At 53.1% G+C, this 15,664-nt stretch carries 16 protein-coding genes; 11 read left to right on the forward strand and 5 right to left on the reverse strand.

Annotated features, from left to right (window positions below; translation table 11 throughout):
• Window positions 1-8: 8 nt before the first annotated feature.
• The 4 genes from QQK89_RS21550 to QQK89_RS21565 all read left to right on the forward strand — a co-directional run bounded on the left by QQK89_RS21550 (window position 9) and on the right by QQK89_RS21565 (window position 5,007).
• A complete protein-coding gene (locus QQK89_RS21550; protein WP_284240727.1) occupies window positions 9-2,429 on the forward strand; it encodes an alpha-L-rhamnosidase C-terminal domain-containing protein in 2,421 nt (806 codons plus the stop codon).
• Window positions 2,426-4,039 carry a beta-galactosidase gene (locus QQK89_RS21555; RefSeq protein WP_284240728.1) on the forward strand — a complete coding sequence of 538 codons (1,614 nt, stop codon included), beginning with the start codon at window positions 2,426-2,428 and terminating at the stop codon, window positions 4,037-4,039. The genes QQK89_RS21550 and QQK89_RS21555 overlap by 4 nt, the downstream gene beginning before the upstream one ends.
• 154 nt (window positions 4,040-4,193) lie before the next feature.
• A complete protein-coding gene (locus QQK89_RS21560) occupies window positions 4,194-4,520 on the forward strand; it encodes an MGMT family protein (RefSeq protein ID WP_284240843.1) in 327 nt (108 codons plus the stop codon).
• Between the two features lie 64 nt (window positions 4,521-4,584).
• Window positions 4,585-5,007, forward strand: a complete 423-nt coding sequence (locus QQK89_RS21565; protein ID WP_284240729.1) for a DUF1284 domain-containing protein — start codon at window positions 4,585-4,587, stop codon at window positions 5,005-5,007.
• Between the two features lie 35 nt (window positions 5,008-5,042).
• Here QQK89_RS21565 and QQK89_RS21570 read toward each other — a convergent pair whose 3' ends face one another.
• The gene (locus QQK89_RS21570) at window positions 5,043-5,327 is read right to left on the reverse strand and encodes an alpha/beta-type small acid-soluble spore protein (protein WP_284240730.1); all 285 of its coding nucleotides are present in this window, start codon (window positions 5,325-5,327) and stop codon (window positions 5,043-5,045) included.
• 74 nt (window positions 5,328-5,401) lie between these two features.
• Window positions 5,402-6,109 (reverse strand): glycosyltransferase, encoded by a 708-nt coding sequence (locus tag QQK89_RS21575; protein ID WP_284240731.1) that lies wholly within the window; start codon window positions 6,107-6,109, stop codon window positions 5,402-5,404.
• A 174-nt stretch (window positions 6,110-6,283) separates the two neighbouring features.
• On the opposite strand from QQK89_RS21575, the gene QQK89_RS21580 reads away from it, so the two are divergent.
• Complete coding sequence (locus QQK89_RS21580; RefSeq protein ID WP_284240732.1) at window positions 6,284-6,862, forward strand: WGxxGxxG-CTERM domain-containing protein; 579 nt, start codon at window positions 6,284-6,286, stop codon at window positions 6,860-6,862.
• A 157-nt stretch (window positions 6,863-7,019) separates the two neighbouring features.
• Window positions 7,020-7,841, forward strand: coding sequence for a GNAT family N-acetyltransferase (locus QQK89_RS21585; RefSeq protein WP_284240733.1), 822 nt, complete (start codon window positions 7,020-7,022; stop codon window positions 7,839-7,841).
• Between the two features lie 61 nt (window positions 7,842-7,902).
• On the opposite strand, the gene QQK89_RS21590 is transcribed toward QQK89_RS21585, so the two are convergent.
• The gene (locus QQK89_RS21590; protein WP_284240734.1) at window positions 7,903-9,021 is read right to left on the reverse strand and encodes a hypothetical protein; all 1,119 of its coding nucleotides are present in this window, start codon (window positions 9,019-9,021) and stop codon (window positions 7,903-7,905) included.
• A gap of 206 nt (window positions 9,022-9,227) precedes the next feature.
• Between QQK89_RS21590 and QQK89_RS21595 the strand changes: the two genes are divergently transcribed.
• The 5 genes from QQK89_RS21595 (at window position 9,228) to QQK89_RS21615 (ending at window position 13,128) form a co-directional block, all read left to right on the forward strand.
• Window positions 9,228-10,157 (forward strand): peptidoglycan-binding domain-containing protein, encoded by a 930-nt coding sequence (locus QQK89_RS21595; RefSeq protein ID WP_284240735.1) that lies wholly within the window; start codon window positions 9,228-9,230, stop codon window positions 10,155-10,157.
• A 131-nt stretch (window positions 10,158-10,288) separates the two neighbouring features.
• The gene (locus QQK89_RS21600) at window positions 10,289-10,732 is read left to right on the forward strand and encodes a MarR family winged helix-turn-helix transcriptional regulator (protein WP_284240736.1); all 444 of its coding nucleotides are present in this window, start codon (window positions 10,289-10,291) and stop codon (window positions 10,730-10,732) included.
• Window positions 10,733-10,889: 157 nt separating this feature from the next.
• Complete coding sequence (locus QQK89_RS21605; RefSeq protein WP_284240737.1) at window positions 10,890-11,840, forward strand: VOC family protein; 951 nt, start codon at window positions 10,890-10,892, stop codon at window positions 11,838-11,840.
• A 47-nt stretch (window positions 11,841-11,887) separates the two neighbouring features.
• Window positions 11,888-12,496, forward strand: a complete 609-nt coding sequence (locus QQK89_RS21610; protein ID WP_284240738.1) for an alpha/beta hydrolase — start codon at window positions 11,888-11,890, stop codon at window positions 12,494-12,496.
• A 17-nt stretch (window positions 12,497-12,513) separates the two neighbouring features.
• Window positions 12,514-13,128 (forward strand): flavin reductase family protein, encoded by a 615-nt coding sequence (locus tag QQK89_RS21615; protein ID WP_284240739.1) that lies wholly within the window; start codon window positions 12,514-12,516, stop codon window positions 13,126-13,128.
• Between the two features lie 13 nt (window positions 13,129-13,141).
• Here the strand turns inward: QQK89_RS21615 and pepT are convergent, their stop codons facing one another.
• Both pepT and QQK89_RS21625 read right to left on the reverse strand, forming a co-directional pair.
• Complete coding sequence (gene pepT, locus QQK89_RS21620) at window positions 13,142-14,377, reverse strand: peptidase T (protein ID WP_284240740.1); 1,236 nt, start codon at window positions 14,375-14,377, stop codon at window positions 13,142-13,144.
• Between the two features lie 147 nt (window positions 14,378-14,524).
• The gene (locus tag QQK89_RS21625; protein WP_284240741.1) at window positions 14,525-15,562 is read right to left on the reverse strand and encodes a Glu/Leu/Phe/Val family dehydrogenase; all 1,038 of its coding nucleotides are present in this window, start codon (window positions 15,560-15,562) and stop codon (window positions 14,525-14,527) included.
• Window positions 15,563-15,664: the final 102 nt, after the last annotated feature.

Raw genomic sequence — 15,664 nt, forward strand, 5'->3', positions numbered from 1 at the left:
AGGAGAACATGGACGAGAATAGAACATGGACGGCCCAATGGATCTGGGCGGAGCCGGACTCGGCCGGCCGGATGACTAACGGCAGTATGGAAACGGTGCTTTTTCGAAGGGAGTTTGCTGTTCCATCGGACGTCGGTGCGAGGCTTGAGCTTCTTGTCTCGGCGGACAGCCGGTTCCGGCTGTACGTGAACGGGCATTCGGTTGCTTACGGGCCATGCAAGGGAGATTTGAATGTCCATTATTATGATGCCGTTGACGTAACGCCGTATTTGCGTCCGGGTATGAACGCAGTGGCGGCGCAAGTCGTGCATTATTCCGGGGATAAGGGTCCGGCTTCCGTCTGGCGCAAGGACCGCGGCGTGTTTCTGCTCGAAGGAAGTTTGCTGGACTTGAACGGGATGGAATTAGAACGCTTGGACACGGGTTTCGGTAGCTGGCGTTGTTACCCGGTCCCGGAAGAGGCGGCGAAGCTGGCACCGGAAACCGCTACCTTGTTTATTGGCGGCGGAGAAATCGTAGATGGAGCAGGTTGGCCTCAGGGCTGGCGGATGCAGGGATTTGAGGATGACGGTTGGGCAGGAGAAGCGGTTGTGTCCGAGACGCATGACAAGATGTACGGGCAACTGACGAACTGGCTGCGTACTCCCCGCCCGATCCCTTTCATGAGGGAGGAGGTTCGGGAGTTCACAACCATTGTCCGCGGGCATTGCGGTGACCGGAATTGGAAAGATGAGCAGATGAAAGCCGGCGGAGAGCTTGGGATAGAAGTGGCTGCGGGCAAGCGCTTAGTGCTTGAACTTCATGCCGGCGAGCTGGTTGCAGGCTTTCCCCGGCTGACGCTGAGTGGCGGCGAGGGCGGAACGGCGGCGATCTTATACTCGGAATGTTATGAATATGAGCCGTTTCCGAACGGGCAACGGAATAAAGGCATCCGCGATGATCCGGAGGGCAAAGATTTGTACGGATTTGAAGATACATACCGGATAGCGGGCTACGGAAGGAGTACGGAGACTCCTGAACAATACGAACCGTTCCACCGCAGGGCATTCCGCTTCATCCGGCTTACCGTAGAGGCTGCCAATGTTCCTGTTGTTGTAGAATCCATTGCATTTATTCGAACCGGTTATCCGCTTGATGTTGCGGCAAGCTTCACTAGCTCGGATCCTTCGCTCTCGCCACTCTGGAAGATCAGCTTGAATACGCTGCGCAATTGCATGTACGAGACATATGAAGACACGCCTTATTACGAGCAGATGCAATATGAATTGGACAGCAGGCTGCAGGCGATGTTCACCTACTATGTGAGCGGAGATGACCGGCTTGGCCGCAAAGCGATCTATGATTTTCATAGTTCACTGTTGCCGACCGGTCTGTTGCAAAGCCGTTACCCGTCGGTTAACCGCCAGATCATTCCGGGGTTTGCTTTGTTCTGGATTATGATGGTTCACGATCATTATTGGTACACCGGCGATGTGGCGCATGCCGCTAAATACAGACCGACGATTGATGCTGTTCTCGCCTGGTTTGAAACGCGCGTGGAACCGGAATCGGGGCTTGTTGGCGTTATGCCGGAAGCCTACTGGTCCTTTGTGGATTGGACGGAGGAATGGCGCCGTAATGCGGGGGCGCCGCCTTCGGGCAAGACGCGTCCGAATACCATCTATAATCTGATGGCGGTGGACGCCTTGCTTAAAGCCGCAGAATTAAACGATGCAACCGGCAGGCGCGATACGGCTCTAGAATACCGCAGCCGCGCTGGGAAATTGCAGAGGGCAATCCGGCAGCATTGCTGGTCAGAAGAGCGTGGTTTGTTCATGGATAGCCCCGGCTGTCCGGAAGCGCTTAGCCAGCATGCCCAAATATGGGCGGTGTTGACGGATACGGTAACCGGGGAAGAGGCGTTGCAATTAACGCAGCGGACGCTGGAAACGGCAGGGCTTGCAAAAGTATCCAGCGCGATGGCTTATTATTTGTTCCGGATGCTGGCGAAGACCGGGTTGTACGATAAAACCTTTGCCCTATGGAACGATTGGAAGGCTCAAGTGGATTTGCATCTGACCTCCTGGGTGGAAGATCCGGTTTCGGTTCGCAGCGACTGCCATGCTTGGGGCGCCCTGCCGCTCCATGAATTTCCGGCGGAGCTGCTTGGCGTACAGCCTTTAGCTCCGGGATTTGCCGAGATTGCGGTTGCCCCAAGAATCGGGGAGCTGACAGCCGCCTCCGGGACGGTTGTCACGCCGCATGGCAAAGTGCATATTGACTGGCGCATACAAGAAGGGCGATTCCGCCTGCGGGCGGAACGGCCGGGGGATATTCCCGTGCGTATTACGCTGCCAAATGGCGAAGTGCGGCATTGGAGCGAATCCGGCTCTATTGAATGCGAATGCGAGGTATTAACTAATCATCCTGCAGAGGAGCTTCAGCCATGAAGGTAGGAATTGCTTATTATCCGGAGCATGAGCAGCCGGGACAGTGGGATATCGATTACGGCAAGCTGGCGGAAGCGGGGATCCGCTCCGTCCGAATCGCCGAATTCGCCTGGTCGGTGCTGGAACCAAGCGACGGATTATACGAGTGGGATTGGCTGGATGCGGCGATCGAGCGTGCGGGCGCGCACGGCATTAACGTCGTGTTATGCACGCCAACGGCATGCCCGCCCATCTGGCTTGTAGAGAAGCACCCGGATGTGCTTCCCGTGAACAAGCAGGGCCGAGTGATCGGGTTTGGCGCGCGCCAGCACCGATCCTATTCCTCCGATCATTATGTGTTGCATGCTCTCCGGATCGTGAACCGGATGGCGGAGCGGTACGGCGAACACCCGAACGTAGTTGCCTGGCAGCTCGATAATGAATTTGGCGGCGAAACCAAATACGACTTTAGCGATGGAGCGCGGAACGCCTTTCACGAATGGTTGGGCAAACGTTATGGTACGGTTGAGGAGCTTAATGCAAGATGGGGCACGAACTTCTGGTCCCAGCGTTACGAACGGTTCGACCAGATTCCGCTGCCCGCGCCAATCGGGGCGGATGTGCATATGTGGCAGCATCCAAGCCTGGAGCTGGACTTCGCCCGGTTCTCCTCAGACAGCATGGTCCGCTTCGCATCGCTTCAGGCAGCGGCACTTCGTCCGTATATAGGGGCGCGGCCGATTACAACTAACGCCTTTATGTTCTGCTGGGGAGATAATTTGAATTGGACGCATTTGTTTGCGGATCTGGACGTAGTCGGCATGGATATTTACAGCAATAAGCCGCATGAGATCGCTTTTTACGCCGATGCTTGCAGAGGGGTGCTCGGAAAGCCCTTCTGGATGATGGAGTATGGAACGGGAACAACGGAGCTGAAGCGGGATATGGAGCTGGTCCGCGAGCGCGGCTGCAGCCGGTTCTATCTGTTTAAGATGAAGCCGTTCCCTTGGGGTCAAGAACAAGGCGGCGGTCAACCGGAGCTTGTGACGTTAACCGGAGAGCCATCCCGGAATTATGGCGTTGTTCGTTCGTATACGGCGAAATATGCGAATGCGGCGGAAGTAACGGAGGCCAAACGCGAGAGTGTAGGGCTGTATTATCATTTCGACAGCTCCTGGAGCTACCAGCTATCGGTTGCCGACCGGATCGCTTATCCGGATTATATCGTTCATCATATCTACCGCCATCTGTTTGAAGCGGGTATTCGCTCCGAAGTTGTGTACGCGCCAGAGCAGTTGAACGGGCTGGAGACTCTGATTGTGCCTCTTCATCAAATTTACGATTCAGCGCTTGAGGAAAGGCTGATCTCTTTTGTCCAAGATGGCGGAAGGTTGATTATCACATCAGATTTGTTCCGCAAGAATGAAGATAACGTATATCTTCGCGTGGTGCCGCGTCTCTTCGCCGAGCTGTTGGACTGGGAAGAGAATAATTTCCCTAGCGATGTACTTGCCGAAGGTACTGTTACGATCCGCAGACCTAAGAACGGAAAAGGCGAAACATGGCTTGTTCATCGCAGCACAACTGCCGAGCAGTGGAAGGATGTACTGGCTGGGTTCGTTCAAATATAAAGGTATAGGCGCCGTGCCGCAGAATCCCGACCTGCAGCATGGTGCCTGTTTGTCGTTGCCAGTGGAGGAAGAGGTAACTTTCCCGGTTTCATTGTATGATAAAGGGACAATTGAAATGAAAGCATGCCAGCATGCGGGGAAAGGACAAACGCACATGTTACAGCCGTATACGCAAAGGGTAGTCGATATAATCAAACGCATCCCGGAAGGCAAAGTGATGACTTACGGGCAGATTGCCGCGCTTGCCGGAAGCAGCAGAGGAGCTAGGCAAGTGGTGCGGATTTTACACTCATTAAGCAGCATTCACCAGCTTCCTTGGCATCGCGTCGTGAATGCCAAAGGCGAAATCGCAATTTCGGAGGATGAATCCCGTATGCTGCAGCAGCATCTGCTGGAGGCCGAAGGGGTTTATGTAGGAATAAGCAGACGGATTGATCTGGAGCAGTATCGTTATGAGCCCGACATCCCGCCGGATCGATAAATCCCCGCTATGTTAACCTTTGTGATATTATATGGTTAACAAAGAACGGGGAGGCGCTGCCTGAATGCATGCTATTTCGTTAAGGGGCCATCATTTGTTCTGTTTACTTGGTTACCGCGGCAAAGGATATTCCGAAGGCTTCTGCACGAATATGACCGGCATTTACGAAACCTTGCGCGAGCAGCCGCAGACGATCATCGAGATTATGGAAGGTCCCGACCGGATTTGCGCGGCATTTCCTTCCGATCAGCCGAATCACTGCCATAATTCAACCGTCTACCGGAAAGATCAACAAATATTAGGCGAGCTTGGGTTGACTGTCGGAGACCGTCTAAGCTTCGAAGAGCTCGTCGGCCGCGTAGCTGCCGCCATTTCGCCCGATGATATTCATCGGCTTTGCTTTGACTGTCCATGGGAACCGTATGGCCTATGCCAAGAGGGAGTCCGTCATATCCGGCAGGCCAAAGCGCTAAGAGCGTTACCGTAAGCCGCAGTCTTCTCATCGCATGCAAAAGCGGCAGCTTAGGGCTGCCGCTTTGCCAATTTCTCCTGCGCCATTCGGATCATCTCCCGGATCATCGCACCGCCGATTTTACCGCCTACATGACCCGCATCTTCGGTTGTCATGCTGCCGTTGTCGCCGCCCCGGTTCATGCGGATTCCCAATTCGCTTGCCACTTCGTATTTCACGTCGTCTGGTTTGTTCTCATCCACCGCGTAACCTTCCTGCTTCATCACATTCGCTTTTAACGACTGCATGGCTGCCCCGGCTTCGGGAACAAGTAATCTTCTGCTGCGTCTTCCCATCTCTTTGCACCGCCTCATCTTCATTTGACGGATTTAATTTTCCCTGCGCGCGCAACAATTATGAAGAGCAACATCTAAATATACTTGCGAATAATGGAATCCACTTTGGCCCGGTTGGCTACGAAATTTGTCTGTTTAAGCAGCCGTTGGTTCAATGTATTGCGGTTATGCACGACTACCATATAGTTTCGTTTGCCGCCTGTCGTTAGAACTTCGTGTTTATGTTTAATTACGCCGCTATGCCCGTCCACCGTTTTATAACGGAAGCCGCCGAAATATTGTTCGCTATTGTAAATCCACGTATAGAACGGCGGAGACGATTTGCTGACCGTGGCGACCCGATGCCGGATGCTGTCGTAAATATAACCGTCCTGATTAATGAGGGCGCGGGTACTTGGCTTGGGTTTGAATTTGTGAAGTTGGCTTATAAAGGTATGGTGGTACGTATCGTCGCAATCGAGGCGGACTAGATAAAAAGAAGGACTGCTGCCAACGGTCAGGCGCAATTTGTCTTCGTATTTTTTGTCCGCGACAAACCGGATATGGGCCGGCAACGCCGGATATTTTCTTAACTCGGCCCTTATTATGCCTTCCGTTCGCTCCGTATACCGGATAAAGACGTGGAAGTTCCGGTTGGTTTGTTTGAGCAAGCTTTGCAACGTATATTTCATGAAAACGGCCATCCGGTATTTGATCCATTGCGGCGTAAGTCCGATCCGGTAAACACCGCCCCGATTCGAACGGTTGTTAAATTCGATCTCAACGACAACAGTTTTCGTCATCAACGTCCACCTCTCTAGTCTATTAATCTCGTAATGTCTGAAATTAATATATTCACCTCCCTGCAATTGGATATAGGCTGCATTCCCGCCAGAAAAATATATGGCAGAATATCCGGGTCTCCCTCATAGCACACTTAAGGGTGTACCAAATACCCCAAGGGAGGCTTTTCGCCAATGAAAAAGACCGTACTCTCGACGTTAGCTGCCGCAACGATTCTTTTGTCCGCCGCAACTGCTTCTGCCTCTGCCTCTGCCGCAACCGTCAAGGATGAGGTCGCAACGGATAACTTCCGCAGTTCCCATTACGGTACAACCACTTATGGCACTTATGGAACGGACGGAGGTGCCACTATTAACCGTACTAACCAATACAACGCAACGACAAACGGCATGTACGGAACAAACGGCATGAACACTTACGGCCGGAACGGCTACACCACTAATGGCTACACCACTAATGGTTACGGAACGAATAGCTACGGTACCAATAACTATTACGGTATGGGTACAAACAACAATTACGGGACTTATAACAATGGCTATAATAAGAACCGCAACAGCTTTATCGGAAGATCGGATCGCATGAACAGCTATAGCACGACAAGTACGGGAACAACCGGCAACGCCATGTATGCCAATAACTACAGGGCCACCGCGGATACTTCCGACGACGAATTCAGCTGGGGCTGGCTTGGCCTGCTTGGTTTGGCAGGTTTGTTTGGCCTCAGAAGCCGCGATCGGGAACGAACCTAGACACATCTGATCAGGCCTCATTTATCCAATAATCGCTTATTATAATTTTTGCGAGAAGCCCTGCTCCCCGGAGCAGGGCTTTTGGCAGGATTGACGAATACAACAGTTATCTATAGACTGGGGGGAATTTCTAGACGTTTCAACGAAAGGGGGGATTATGATGTGGGAAAAGCTGCAGCCTGGCGAAATAGCCTTCGAAGCGCTTAGATCGCCTAAATTTATTGCGGATGAAGTGAAGATGAATTTGCTGCACCGGATTTGCGAGATGAGCCAATCCGTGTGTTACAGCTACGCAGGAGGCGCTGCGATTTTTGCCGGTTCCCCAGGTCATAATGCCTGGTTATGGATGGAAGAGGGGATAAGGGAAGATGAGCGGCAGTTGATGCTGAAGGGACTAGTGAAGCTGGCCGGACATACGCTAAGGGGAATTACGGCAGAACCAAGACATGCCAAGCTATTCGCGGAGCTGTACGCCATGCGATACCGGATGCGCCCCGAATACAAGATGGGAATGGAAGCTTATTATTGTCCATCGATTGTATATCCTTCAGCGGTAGAGGGAACTTTGCGGCAGACCGTTTCCTCGGATGCTCCGCTTATTGCGGAATTTATGGCGGGTTTTGCCGAGAGCGCCTATGGCTACAAGGTTCATCCCGCAAGCCAGATACCTTCGGCGGAGAATACCATTGCAACAGGCAACTTATACATATGGACCGTTAATGAAATCCCCGTGTCGATGGCGCATATCGCGCACCGCTCGCCGCGGCATGCCCGCATCAATTATGTGTATACGCCGTCCTACCTGCGCAAGCGCGGTTATGCAAGCGCAACGGTTGCCGCGTGCTGCGGCCTGATCGTGCGGGAGAACAGGGTGCCGATGTTGTATGCGGACCTGACCAATCCCGATTCGAATAAGGTGTACCAGAATATTGGATTTGTCGAAAGCGGCAAAGTAGCGGATGTTAAGTTTGTCTCCTGACGAAAGAACCCTCTCCGGCATAAGCAGGAGAGGGTTTGCTGTTTCTATCCGGCATTGCCCGTCAAGCGGGATTGAACACTTTAATCATGACGGTAAAGGCTTTGCTGGTCAGCAGATCAATTAGCGTGATGCTGCCGCTGACGGAATTGCCATGAGGCATTTCCGTCCAATTCATCTCCACCTTCAAGCGTTCCTCCAGTTGCACGGTCCCCGTTGTTTGGCTGAGCTTGATCCAGGGCTGGTCAGCGCGGGCACAGAAGGTGAATGGCTCCGTTCCGCGATTGAACAAATCTATATAATGACTCTCTCGAGTATAGTTGTCAAAAGATAAAGCAGGCAGCTGAGGGTCCCGCGGCCAAGCCAGCTCCGACCCCTCGACAGCGACTCCTAGCCCGGCGTTATCGCTGGTTAGCTTGACGCTGCCGGTTTCCGGCATCTTGCGCTCCTCGGTTTGGCTCCAATATTTGCAGTCGTTATGAAGCGGGTCCATTATAGAATTCCATTTGCCGCTAGCCAGCTCCTGGCTATACGCCTCCGTCAGTGCGGTATTCTCCTCAAATAGCTGCCTGGCCAGCTTAGCCTCCTTGTTGGCGGAAGCTCTTCCTTGAGCGGCGTACAGCTTGCTTCTGCTTGCGCGTATGTACATCTCGAGCACTTGGGCAGATGCTTTTGCAGGATGAAGCACGGTGTGGAAAAAGCAGTCCTTAGTCCCCTCATCCAGCTCATGATGTATATGCTCAGCTAACAGAATGGTTTCGTGAAGCTCGGCTATCAAGTTGTCAGCTTCTTTATAAGGAACGGAGTGGTGGAGCGCAGCGGCGTTCAGATGTTCCGGCTTCAATCTGCCGTTCCACTTGGAGTACCGGTTGATAATCAAGGCGGCCGCTTCTGCGTACAGGGTACCAAATTGTTCCGCGGACCAGCGGGGAATGTAAGCCCCGGTTGGTTCGCCTTGCTTATAAACGTCAGTCTCAGCTACTCCGGGCAGCGGAGGATCAACCGTCTGCAGCGCAAAAAAATTCTCTTGTCCGGCGATTATATCCTTTTGCAAATCGGAGACTGCCTGAATTACGCCGGCATAATCCTGCCGGGAAACATAAAGATCTGCCGCTTTGCCGTTATGGGAAAACGGCAGATGGCCTTCGTGGTAACTGAATGCAATATACTTGTCGTTCAGCATGCCAAGACCCCCGTTCAGTATAATGAAAGCGATCTCATTATATAACAAGGGACTGGGCGAAAATCACGGCTCGCGCAACATGTTTAATTTTCACGATAAACTCTTTAATTTTTTAATCAAAAGGAATGCCGTATGAAATTCCAAAATGGGGAATAGTAAGGCGTGGAAATACCATCACAACAATGAACAGGAAGGTGTCGTAGCAAATGAAATGGGATTGGAGCTTCTCTTCCCGCGGATCTAAAGGGAATTCAAACAGAGCGGGGAAAATTCTTGGCGCAGTAGTATTGTCCGCTGCACTTATGTTTGGCGGGGCAGGAACTAGCCTAGCGGTTGGCAAAGGCGCTAAAGGGCCGGATATTTACGTGATCCAAGGCATGCTGAAGTCAGTAGGCAGCTATTCCGGCAAAATCAATGGTTACTATGATAGCACAACGGTAAGAGGCGTTAAGCATTATCAAAAAATGCATGGCCTTCCGGTGACTGGATCGGTGGATGCAAAAACATTCCAGTCGATTACTTACTCGTACAATACAGTAAAATACGGCAAGAAAGTTAGCGCTAAAGGCGCTGGCAAAGCTAAAGGCCTCGGCGCTGGCAAAGGCGGCGGAGCTGGAGCAGGTGCAGGCGGCGGAGCTGGAGGCGGCGGCGGTGCTGGTGGCGGCGCTGGAGGCGGCGGCGGTGCTGGTGGCGGCGGCGGAGCAGGCGGCGGCGCTGGTGGTGGCGGCGGAGCAGGCGGCGGTGCTGGAGGCGGCGGCGGAGCAGGCGGCGGTGCTGGTGGCGGCGGCGGAGCAGGCGGCGGTGCTGGAGGCGGCGGCGGAGCAGGCGGCGGCGCTGGTGGCGGCGGCGGAGCAGGTATCGGCGGTGGCGGAGCAGGCGGCGGCAAAGGTGGCGGCGCAGGCATCGGCGGAGGCGGTACAGGCGGCGGCAAAGGCGGCGGAGCAGGCATCGGCGGCGGTAAAGGCGGCGGCATCGGTGGCGGCGGTACTGGCGGCGGCAAAGGAATGGGCGGCGGCGGCACTGGCGGTAACGGCGGCGGCAACAACATTGCGCCTAACAATCAAGCGCCAAATGCTGCACCTAATCCTGCGCCTAACAAAGCGCCAGGCGAGAACTCGGCCCCTAACCTTCGTTAATTAAGGAAAGTGGTCTTTGAAGGGGTTGTCCATATCGGACAGCCCCTTCAAACTTTTTTTGAAAAACCTCTTTACATTTACCTTGAAATAAAGTATCTTAAAATTAAGATAAACGAAAGCGAGGCGAGCAAATGGATAAGGAAAAAGAGGAATCGCTTGATCTTTACATCGCGCTTGCCAGAGCAAGCCAATGGGTGAACGCGCATGCCGACCGGGATATTCGCAAGCATGGCCTTAACCGGACCGAATTCGGGGTGCTTGAGCTTTTGTACCATAAAGGTCCCCAGCCCTTGCAGCAGATCGGCGAGAAGGTATTGATGAGCAGCGGCAATATTACGTACGTTATTGATAAGCTCGAGAAGAAAGGCTTCGTATGCCGCAGAGCTTCAACCGAAGACCGCAGACTTATCTATGCGGAGGTTACCGATGCCGGAACATTGTTTATTGAAGAGGTTTTCCCGCAGCATACGCTAGTTATTGAAGAAGCGGTTCGCGGACTGACAGCGGAAGAGAAGCGGGCGGCAAGCGTGCTACTCAAGAAACTAGGCAAGTTTGCGCAGACGACCTACAAATAGGTTGGTCTTCATCACTTACAACAAGTCAGGCCATATATCTTAATTTAAAGATTCTTAATAAAACTAAAACAATGCGTCAATGCTTACGAAGCATGAATCATCGCGAATGGCCGGATTGACCATTTGTATACTAATTCTTTTTAGGAGAGTGGAAATAATGACAACACAACACACTGCAGGTATCCATCATATTACGGCGTTTGTAAAAAACCCTCAGGTGACAACAGACTTTTACGCGGGCGTGCTTGGCTTACGGCTCGTGAAAAAAACAATCAACTTTGATGCGCCGGAAGTTTACCATTTGTACTTCGGCGATGAAGCAGGCAGCCCTGGCACAATCATTACGTTTTTCCCTTGGGAGAACTCGCGTAAAGGCGTGGTAGGCGGCGGCCAAGTTGGTTACACCACTTATGTGGTACCTCAAGGCACGCTTGGTTTCTGGAAAGAACGTCTTGTGAAATTCTCGATCGAATTCCAAGAAACTTCCCGGTTTGGCGAACAATATTTGCAATTTGCCGATCCGGACGGCTTGCTCGTTGAGCTGGTAGCACGCGAGGAAGGTCCAAACAGCACATGGTCGTTTGGCGGCGTATCGGCGGACCGCGCAATCAAAGGTTTTGGCGGCGCGATTCTGTACAGCACTAACCCTTCGGCTACGCAACAATTGCTGGAGCACGTGATGGGTCTGTCGAAAGTCGATGAGGAGAACGGGTTGGCCCGTTACCAATCGTTTGGCGAGCTGGGTAACATCATTGACGTTAACACGGAACCGATGAAAGCCGGCCATGGCGGCCACGGTACCGTTCACCATATCGCTTGGCGGGCAAAAGACGATGCCGAACATCTCGTTTGGCAGGAGCATATTGCCGCTAACGGCTTCCAGCCTACGCCAATCGTAGACCGCCAATACTTCAATGCTCTCTACTTCCGCGAACAAGGCGGCATCCTGTTCGAGATCGCTACGGATCCTCCTGGTTTCGCCCGCGACGAAGACCCTGAACATCTTGGGGAACAATTGATGCTGCCGGCATGGTATGAGCAACATCGTGCAACCATCGAGCAACTTCTTACTCCGTTTGACGTGCGCGTCATGGAATTGGATCGTTAATCAACCCTATAGCCATTCATCTCAATTCATTTCAGGAGGGATAAAATATGAAACATCTATTCAAACAAGGGACGAATCCGGCGGCGCCGGTCCTCGTCCTCTTCCATGGCACAGGCGGGACGGAGCATGATTTGCTGCCGCTTGCCGCAGCTTTTTCGCCGGAGTCATCCGTGCTCAGTATCCGCGGCAACGTGTCCGAGAACGGGATGGCGAGGTATTTCCGCCGCCTAGCGGAAGGGGTATTTGATCTGGAGGATTTGGTGTTCCGGACACAGGAGCTTCAAGCTTTCCTGGATCAAGCCGCCGAAGAGTACGGTTTCGACAGAAACAATCTGGTTGCGGTTGGTTACTCTAACGGAGCCAATATCGCGGGCAGCCTGCTATTCCATTATAAAGATTCGCTGCGCGGAGCTATTCTCCATCATCCGATGGTGCCGATTCGCGGCCTAACGCTTCCGGAATTGTCCGGAGTACCGGTATTTATCGGGGCGGGAGAGAATGATCCGATCTGCTCGCCGGAGGAGACCCATGAGCTGGAAGGACTTCTTACCGGTGCAGGAGCTGATGTAGCCGTGCATTGGGAGCGTTATGGCCATCAGTTGAGCCGTACGGAAGTGGCGGCAGCTGCAGCTTGGTTCCAAGAACATTTTCAATAAAAGGAGGCGGCGGGTGTATGATCCGTATTGACGCAGAGCAAATAAGCGAACGCGAGAATTACAAGCTTCTCACGGGCACGGTTGTACCAAGGCCAATCGCCTTGGTAACGACTTTATCCGAAGAGGGCGTGCTTAACGCGGCGCCGTTCAGTTATTTCAATATCATTACGGCAGATCCGCCGCTTATCTCCGTGTCCGTGCAACGCAAAAAAGGTATCCCGAAGGATACCTCCCGCAACGCGATCGCCACAGGCGAGTTTGTTGTCCATATTGCGGATGAATCTTATATTGAGAAGCTTAACGTGACGGCAGCAAGCCTGCCGCCCGAAGAAAGCGAGGTCGCTCTCGCCGGATTAACGGCGGTTCCGGGCGAACGTATTTCCGTTCCAGGCATTGCGGAAGCGAAGGTCCGGCTGGAATGCGTGCTGGAGCAAGCCATCCCGCTTGGCGGAACGGGTGAAGCGCCCGCTGCCGACCTGCTTATCGGCCGCGTTGTCCGCTATCATCTCGATGAAACGATCTGCGATGAGCGGAACCACATCGATGCGGCTGCGCTCCGGCCGGTCAGCCGGTTAGCAGGCGCATCGTATGCCAAGCTTGGCGGGCAATTCGAGGTGGAGCGGCCGTCTTAACGGTTAGTCGACATTACACTTCGCCGTTTGCTTCGAACCGTTTAATAATCTCGATGATCACTTGTACGGATTTGACCATGTTGTCGATCGACACGTATTCGAATTTGCCGTGGTAGTTCTCGCCGCCGGTAAAAATATTCGGTGTCGGCAATCCCATATAAGAGAGCTGGGAGCCGTCGGTGCCGCCGCGGATCGGTTTGATGATTGGTTTAATGTCCAGACTTTCCATCGCTTCGCGGGCAATATCGACGATTTGGATAACCGGCTCGATTTTGTCGCGCATGTTGTAATACTGGTCTTTCAGCTCCAGGACGATGCTATTTGGACCATGGATCGCTTTCAGTTCTTCGACGATTTGGATGAGCGCGGCTTTTCTGGCTTCGAACTTCTCGCGGTTATGGTCGCGGATAATGTAAGCCATCTTGGTCTGCTCCACGTCTCCCTGCAGCGAGCTGAGATGATAGAAGCCTTCATAACCTTCGGTATGCTCCGGTGCTTCGTTAACCGGCAGGCGGCTATTCAGCTCCATGGCGATTTTCATCGAGTTGACCATTTTGCCTTTGGCCGTGCCGGGATGCACGTTGGTGCCGTTAATCGTAAGCTTGGCGCCTGCGGCGTTAAAGCTTTCGTATTCCAGCTCGCCAAGCGGTCCGCCATCAACGGTATACGCATATTTCGCATCGAAGGCTTTGACGTCGAAGCGGTGCGGGCCGCGTCCGATTTCTTCATCCGGCGTGAAGGCAACGCGTACTTTGCCGTGTTTGATAGCCGGATTGGCAATGAGATAAGCCATGGCAGTCATAATCTCGGCAATGCCGGCTTTATTGTCGGCGCCAAGCAGCGTTGTGCCGTCCGTGGTCATAAGCGTATGGCCCTTGTACTGGTTCAGCTCGGGAAAATCTTTCACCGATAGAACGACATGAGGGGCGTTGTTTAACGTAATGTCGCCGCCTTCGTATTCAATTAGCTGCGGCTTCACGTTTTTGCCGGTAAAATCAGTCGCGGTATCGACATGGGCCAGGAAGCCGATCGTCGGCACCTGTGTATTTGTATTAGCGGGTAGTGTCGCCATGACATAACCGTTTGCGTCAATCGTTACGTCTTGCATGCCGATGGAATTCAGTTCTTCCACAAGCTGGTTCGCGAGCGTAAGCTGCCCTGGCGTAGAAGGGCAAGTCTCGCTATCCTCGTTCGATTGGGTATCAACGATTACGTACGAGGTAAGACGTTTAATAATTTCTTGTTTCATTAAGATCCGGCTCCTTTCGAATTAACTTGCTTATGTCCCATTATAAAGGACAAGAAAGCAGAAATCGAATAAGCCGGACGAGAGCGAAGGGCTGCTCCTCCCGGTCTAGACGACCAGGGGAGCAGCCCTTTGCATTAGCGATCAAAGCTATTTCAGAAGCTGTTCGGTCATTTCATTCGCTGCCGCGGCAACAGAGATGCCGTGTTTGTCAGACCATTCAAATACCCGTGTCAAGGAGCCGTAGATCCGTTCCACGCAGCTTCTGGCATAGGAAGGCGAATTGCCGTTCAGCTCGGCGGCCGTGACGATAATTCCGCCCGCGTTCAGCACATAGTCGGGCGCATAAAGGATGCCCCGTTGATGCAGCAGATCGCCATGCCGTTCCTCCGCGAGCTGGTTATTGGCAGCGCCTGCAATGATCCGGCATTGGAAGCGGCGGAGCTTGGCGTCGTCAACGATGCCGCCAAGCGCGCAAGGCGCGTATATGTCGCATAGCTCATCGGCTATTTTATCCACGCTTGCTGCTTTGGCGCCGTATTTCTGAACCGCTTGCCGGACAAGCTCTTCGTTCAAATCCGTGACGACAAGCTTCGCGCCGGCATGGGCCAGATAGCGGCAGAGGAACATGCCAACCTTCCCAAGCCCTTGCACAGCAACCACTTTGCCGGACAGACTCTCCGATCCGTCGAGCTTTTTCAAGGAGGCTTTCATACCCAGAAATACCCCGTAGGCGGTCATGTCTGCCGTAAACGTCCCGGAAGCGCCAAGCGAGCCGGGGATATCGGTTACATAAGGCGTCTCTTGATGCACCCAATGCATATCGTCGGATGTTGTTCCAACATCCATGCCGGTAATATATTCGCCTTGCAGCCGGTGGATAAACCGGCCAAGAGCACGGAACAGCTTCTCGTTCTTGTCTTTGGCGGGGTCGCCGATTATAACCGCTTTTCCGCCGCCAAAGGGCAGCTCCGCCATAGCGGATTTATAGGTCATTCCCCGGGCCAGCCTGATTGCATCTATAACCGCATCCTCGACAGATGGATAACTCCACATTCTACAGCCCCCAAGTCCGGGGCCAAGCTTCGTATTATGGATTGCGATGACAGCCTTTAAACCGCTCTGCGCATCCTCAATAACATCCAGCCGTTCGTAGTCATCAAGGTTATTCAAGCTCCGCAAATCCATAAAAAATCCCCCTCGTCTGGCAGTCCAGCAGCATTGGTATTACCGTTGTATTCAACAGCAACGGCCGATGCTACTGGATGTCTAACAAGAGGGAAATATAAA

The sequence above is a fragment of the Paenibacillus glycanilyticus genome (genome assembly GCF_030161375.1).
GTDB lineage: Bacteria > Bacillota > Bacilli > Paenibacillales > Paenibacillaceae > Pristimantibacillus > Pristimantibacillus glycanilyticus_B.

Excerpts from the sequence above, each read along its gene's own strand:
- QQK89_RS21550 (WP_284240727.1), top strand. The coding sequence starts at position 9 with ATGGACGAGAATAGAACATGGACGGCCCAATGGATCTGGGCGGAGCCG.
- QQK89_RS21555 (WP_284240728.1), top strand. The coding sequence starts at position 2,426 with ATGAAGGTAGGAATTGCTTATTATCCGGAGCATGAGCAGCCGGGACAG.
- QQK89_RS21560 (WP_284240843.1), top strand. The coding sequence starts at position 4,194 with ATGTTACAGCCGTATACGCAAAGGGTAGTCGATATAATCAAACGCATC.
- QQK89_RS21565 (WP_284240729.1), top strand. The coding sequence starts at position 4,585 with ATGCATGCTATTTCGTTAAGGGGCCATCATTTGTTCTGTTTACTTGGT.
- QQK89_RS21570 (WP_284240730.1), bottom strand. The coding sequence starts at position 5,327 with ATGGGAAGACGCAGCAGAAGATTACTTGTTCCCGAAGCCGGGGCAGCC.
- QQK89_RS21575 (WP_284240731.1), bottom strand. The coding sequence starts at position 6,109 with ATGACGAAAACTGTTGTCGTTGAGATCGAATTTAACAACCGTTCGAAT.
- QQK89_RS21580 (WP_284240732.1), top strand. The coding sequence starts at position 6,284 with ATGAAAAAGACCGTACTCTCGACGTTAGCTGCCGCAACGATTCTTTTG.
- QQK89_RS21585 (WP_284240733.1), top strand. The coding sequence starts at position 7,020 with ATGATGTGGGAAAAGCTGCAGCCTGGCGAAATAGCCTTCGAAGCGCTT.
- QQK89_RS21590 (WP_284240734.1), bottom strand. The coding sequence starts at position 9,021 with ATGCTGAACGACAAGTATATTGCATTCAGTTACCACGAAGGCCATCTG.
- QQK89_RS21595 (WP_284240735.1), top strand. The coding sequence starts at position 9,228 with ATGAAATGGGATTGGAGCTTCTCTTCCCGCGGATCTAAAGGGAATTCA.
- QQK89_RS21600 (WP_284240736.1), top strand. The coding sequence starts at position 10,289 with ATGGATAAGGAAAAAGAGGAATCGCTTGATCTTTACATCGCGCTTGCC.
- QQK89_RS21605 (WP_284240737.1), top strand. The coding sequence starts at position 10,890 with ATGACAACACAACACACTGCAGGTATCCATCATATTACGGCGTTTGTA.
- QQK89_RS21610 (WP_284240738.1), top strand. The coding sequence starts at position 11,888 with ATGAAACATCTATTCAAACAAGGGACGAATCCGGCGGCGCCGGTCCTC.
- QQK89_RS21615 (WP_284240739.1), top strand. The coding sequence starts at position 12,514 with ATGATCCGTATTGACGCAGAGCAAATAAGCGAACGCGAGAATTACAAG.
- pepT (WP_284240740.1), bottom strand. The coding sequence starts at position 14,377 with ATGAAACAAGAAATTATTAAACGTCTTACCTCGTACGTAATCGTTGAT.
- QQK89_RS21625 (WP_284240741.1), bottom strand. The coding sequence starts at position 15,562 with ATGGATTTGCGGAGCTTGAATAACCTTGATGACTACGAACGGCTGGAT.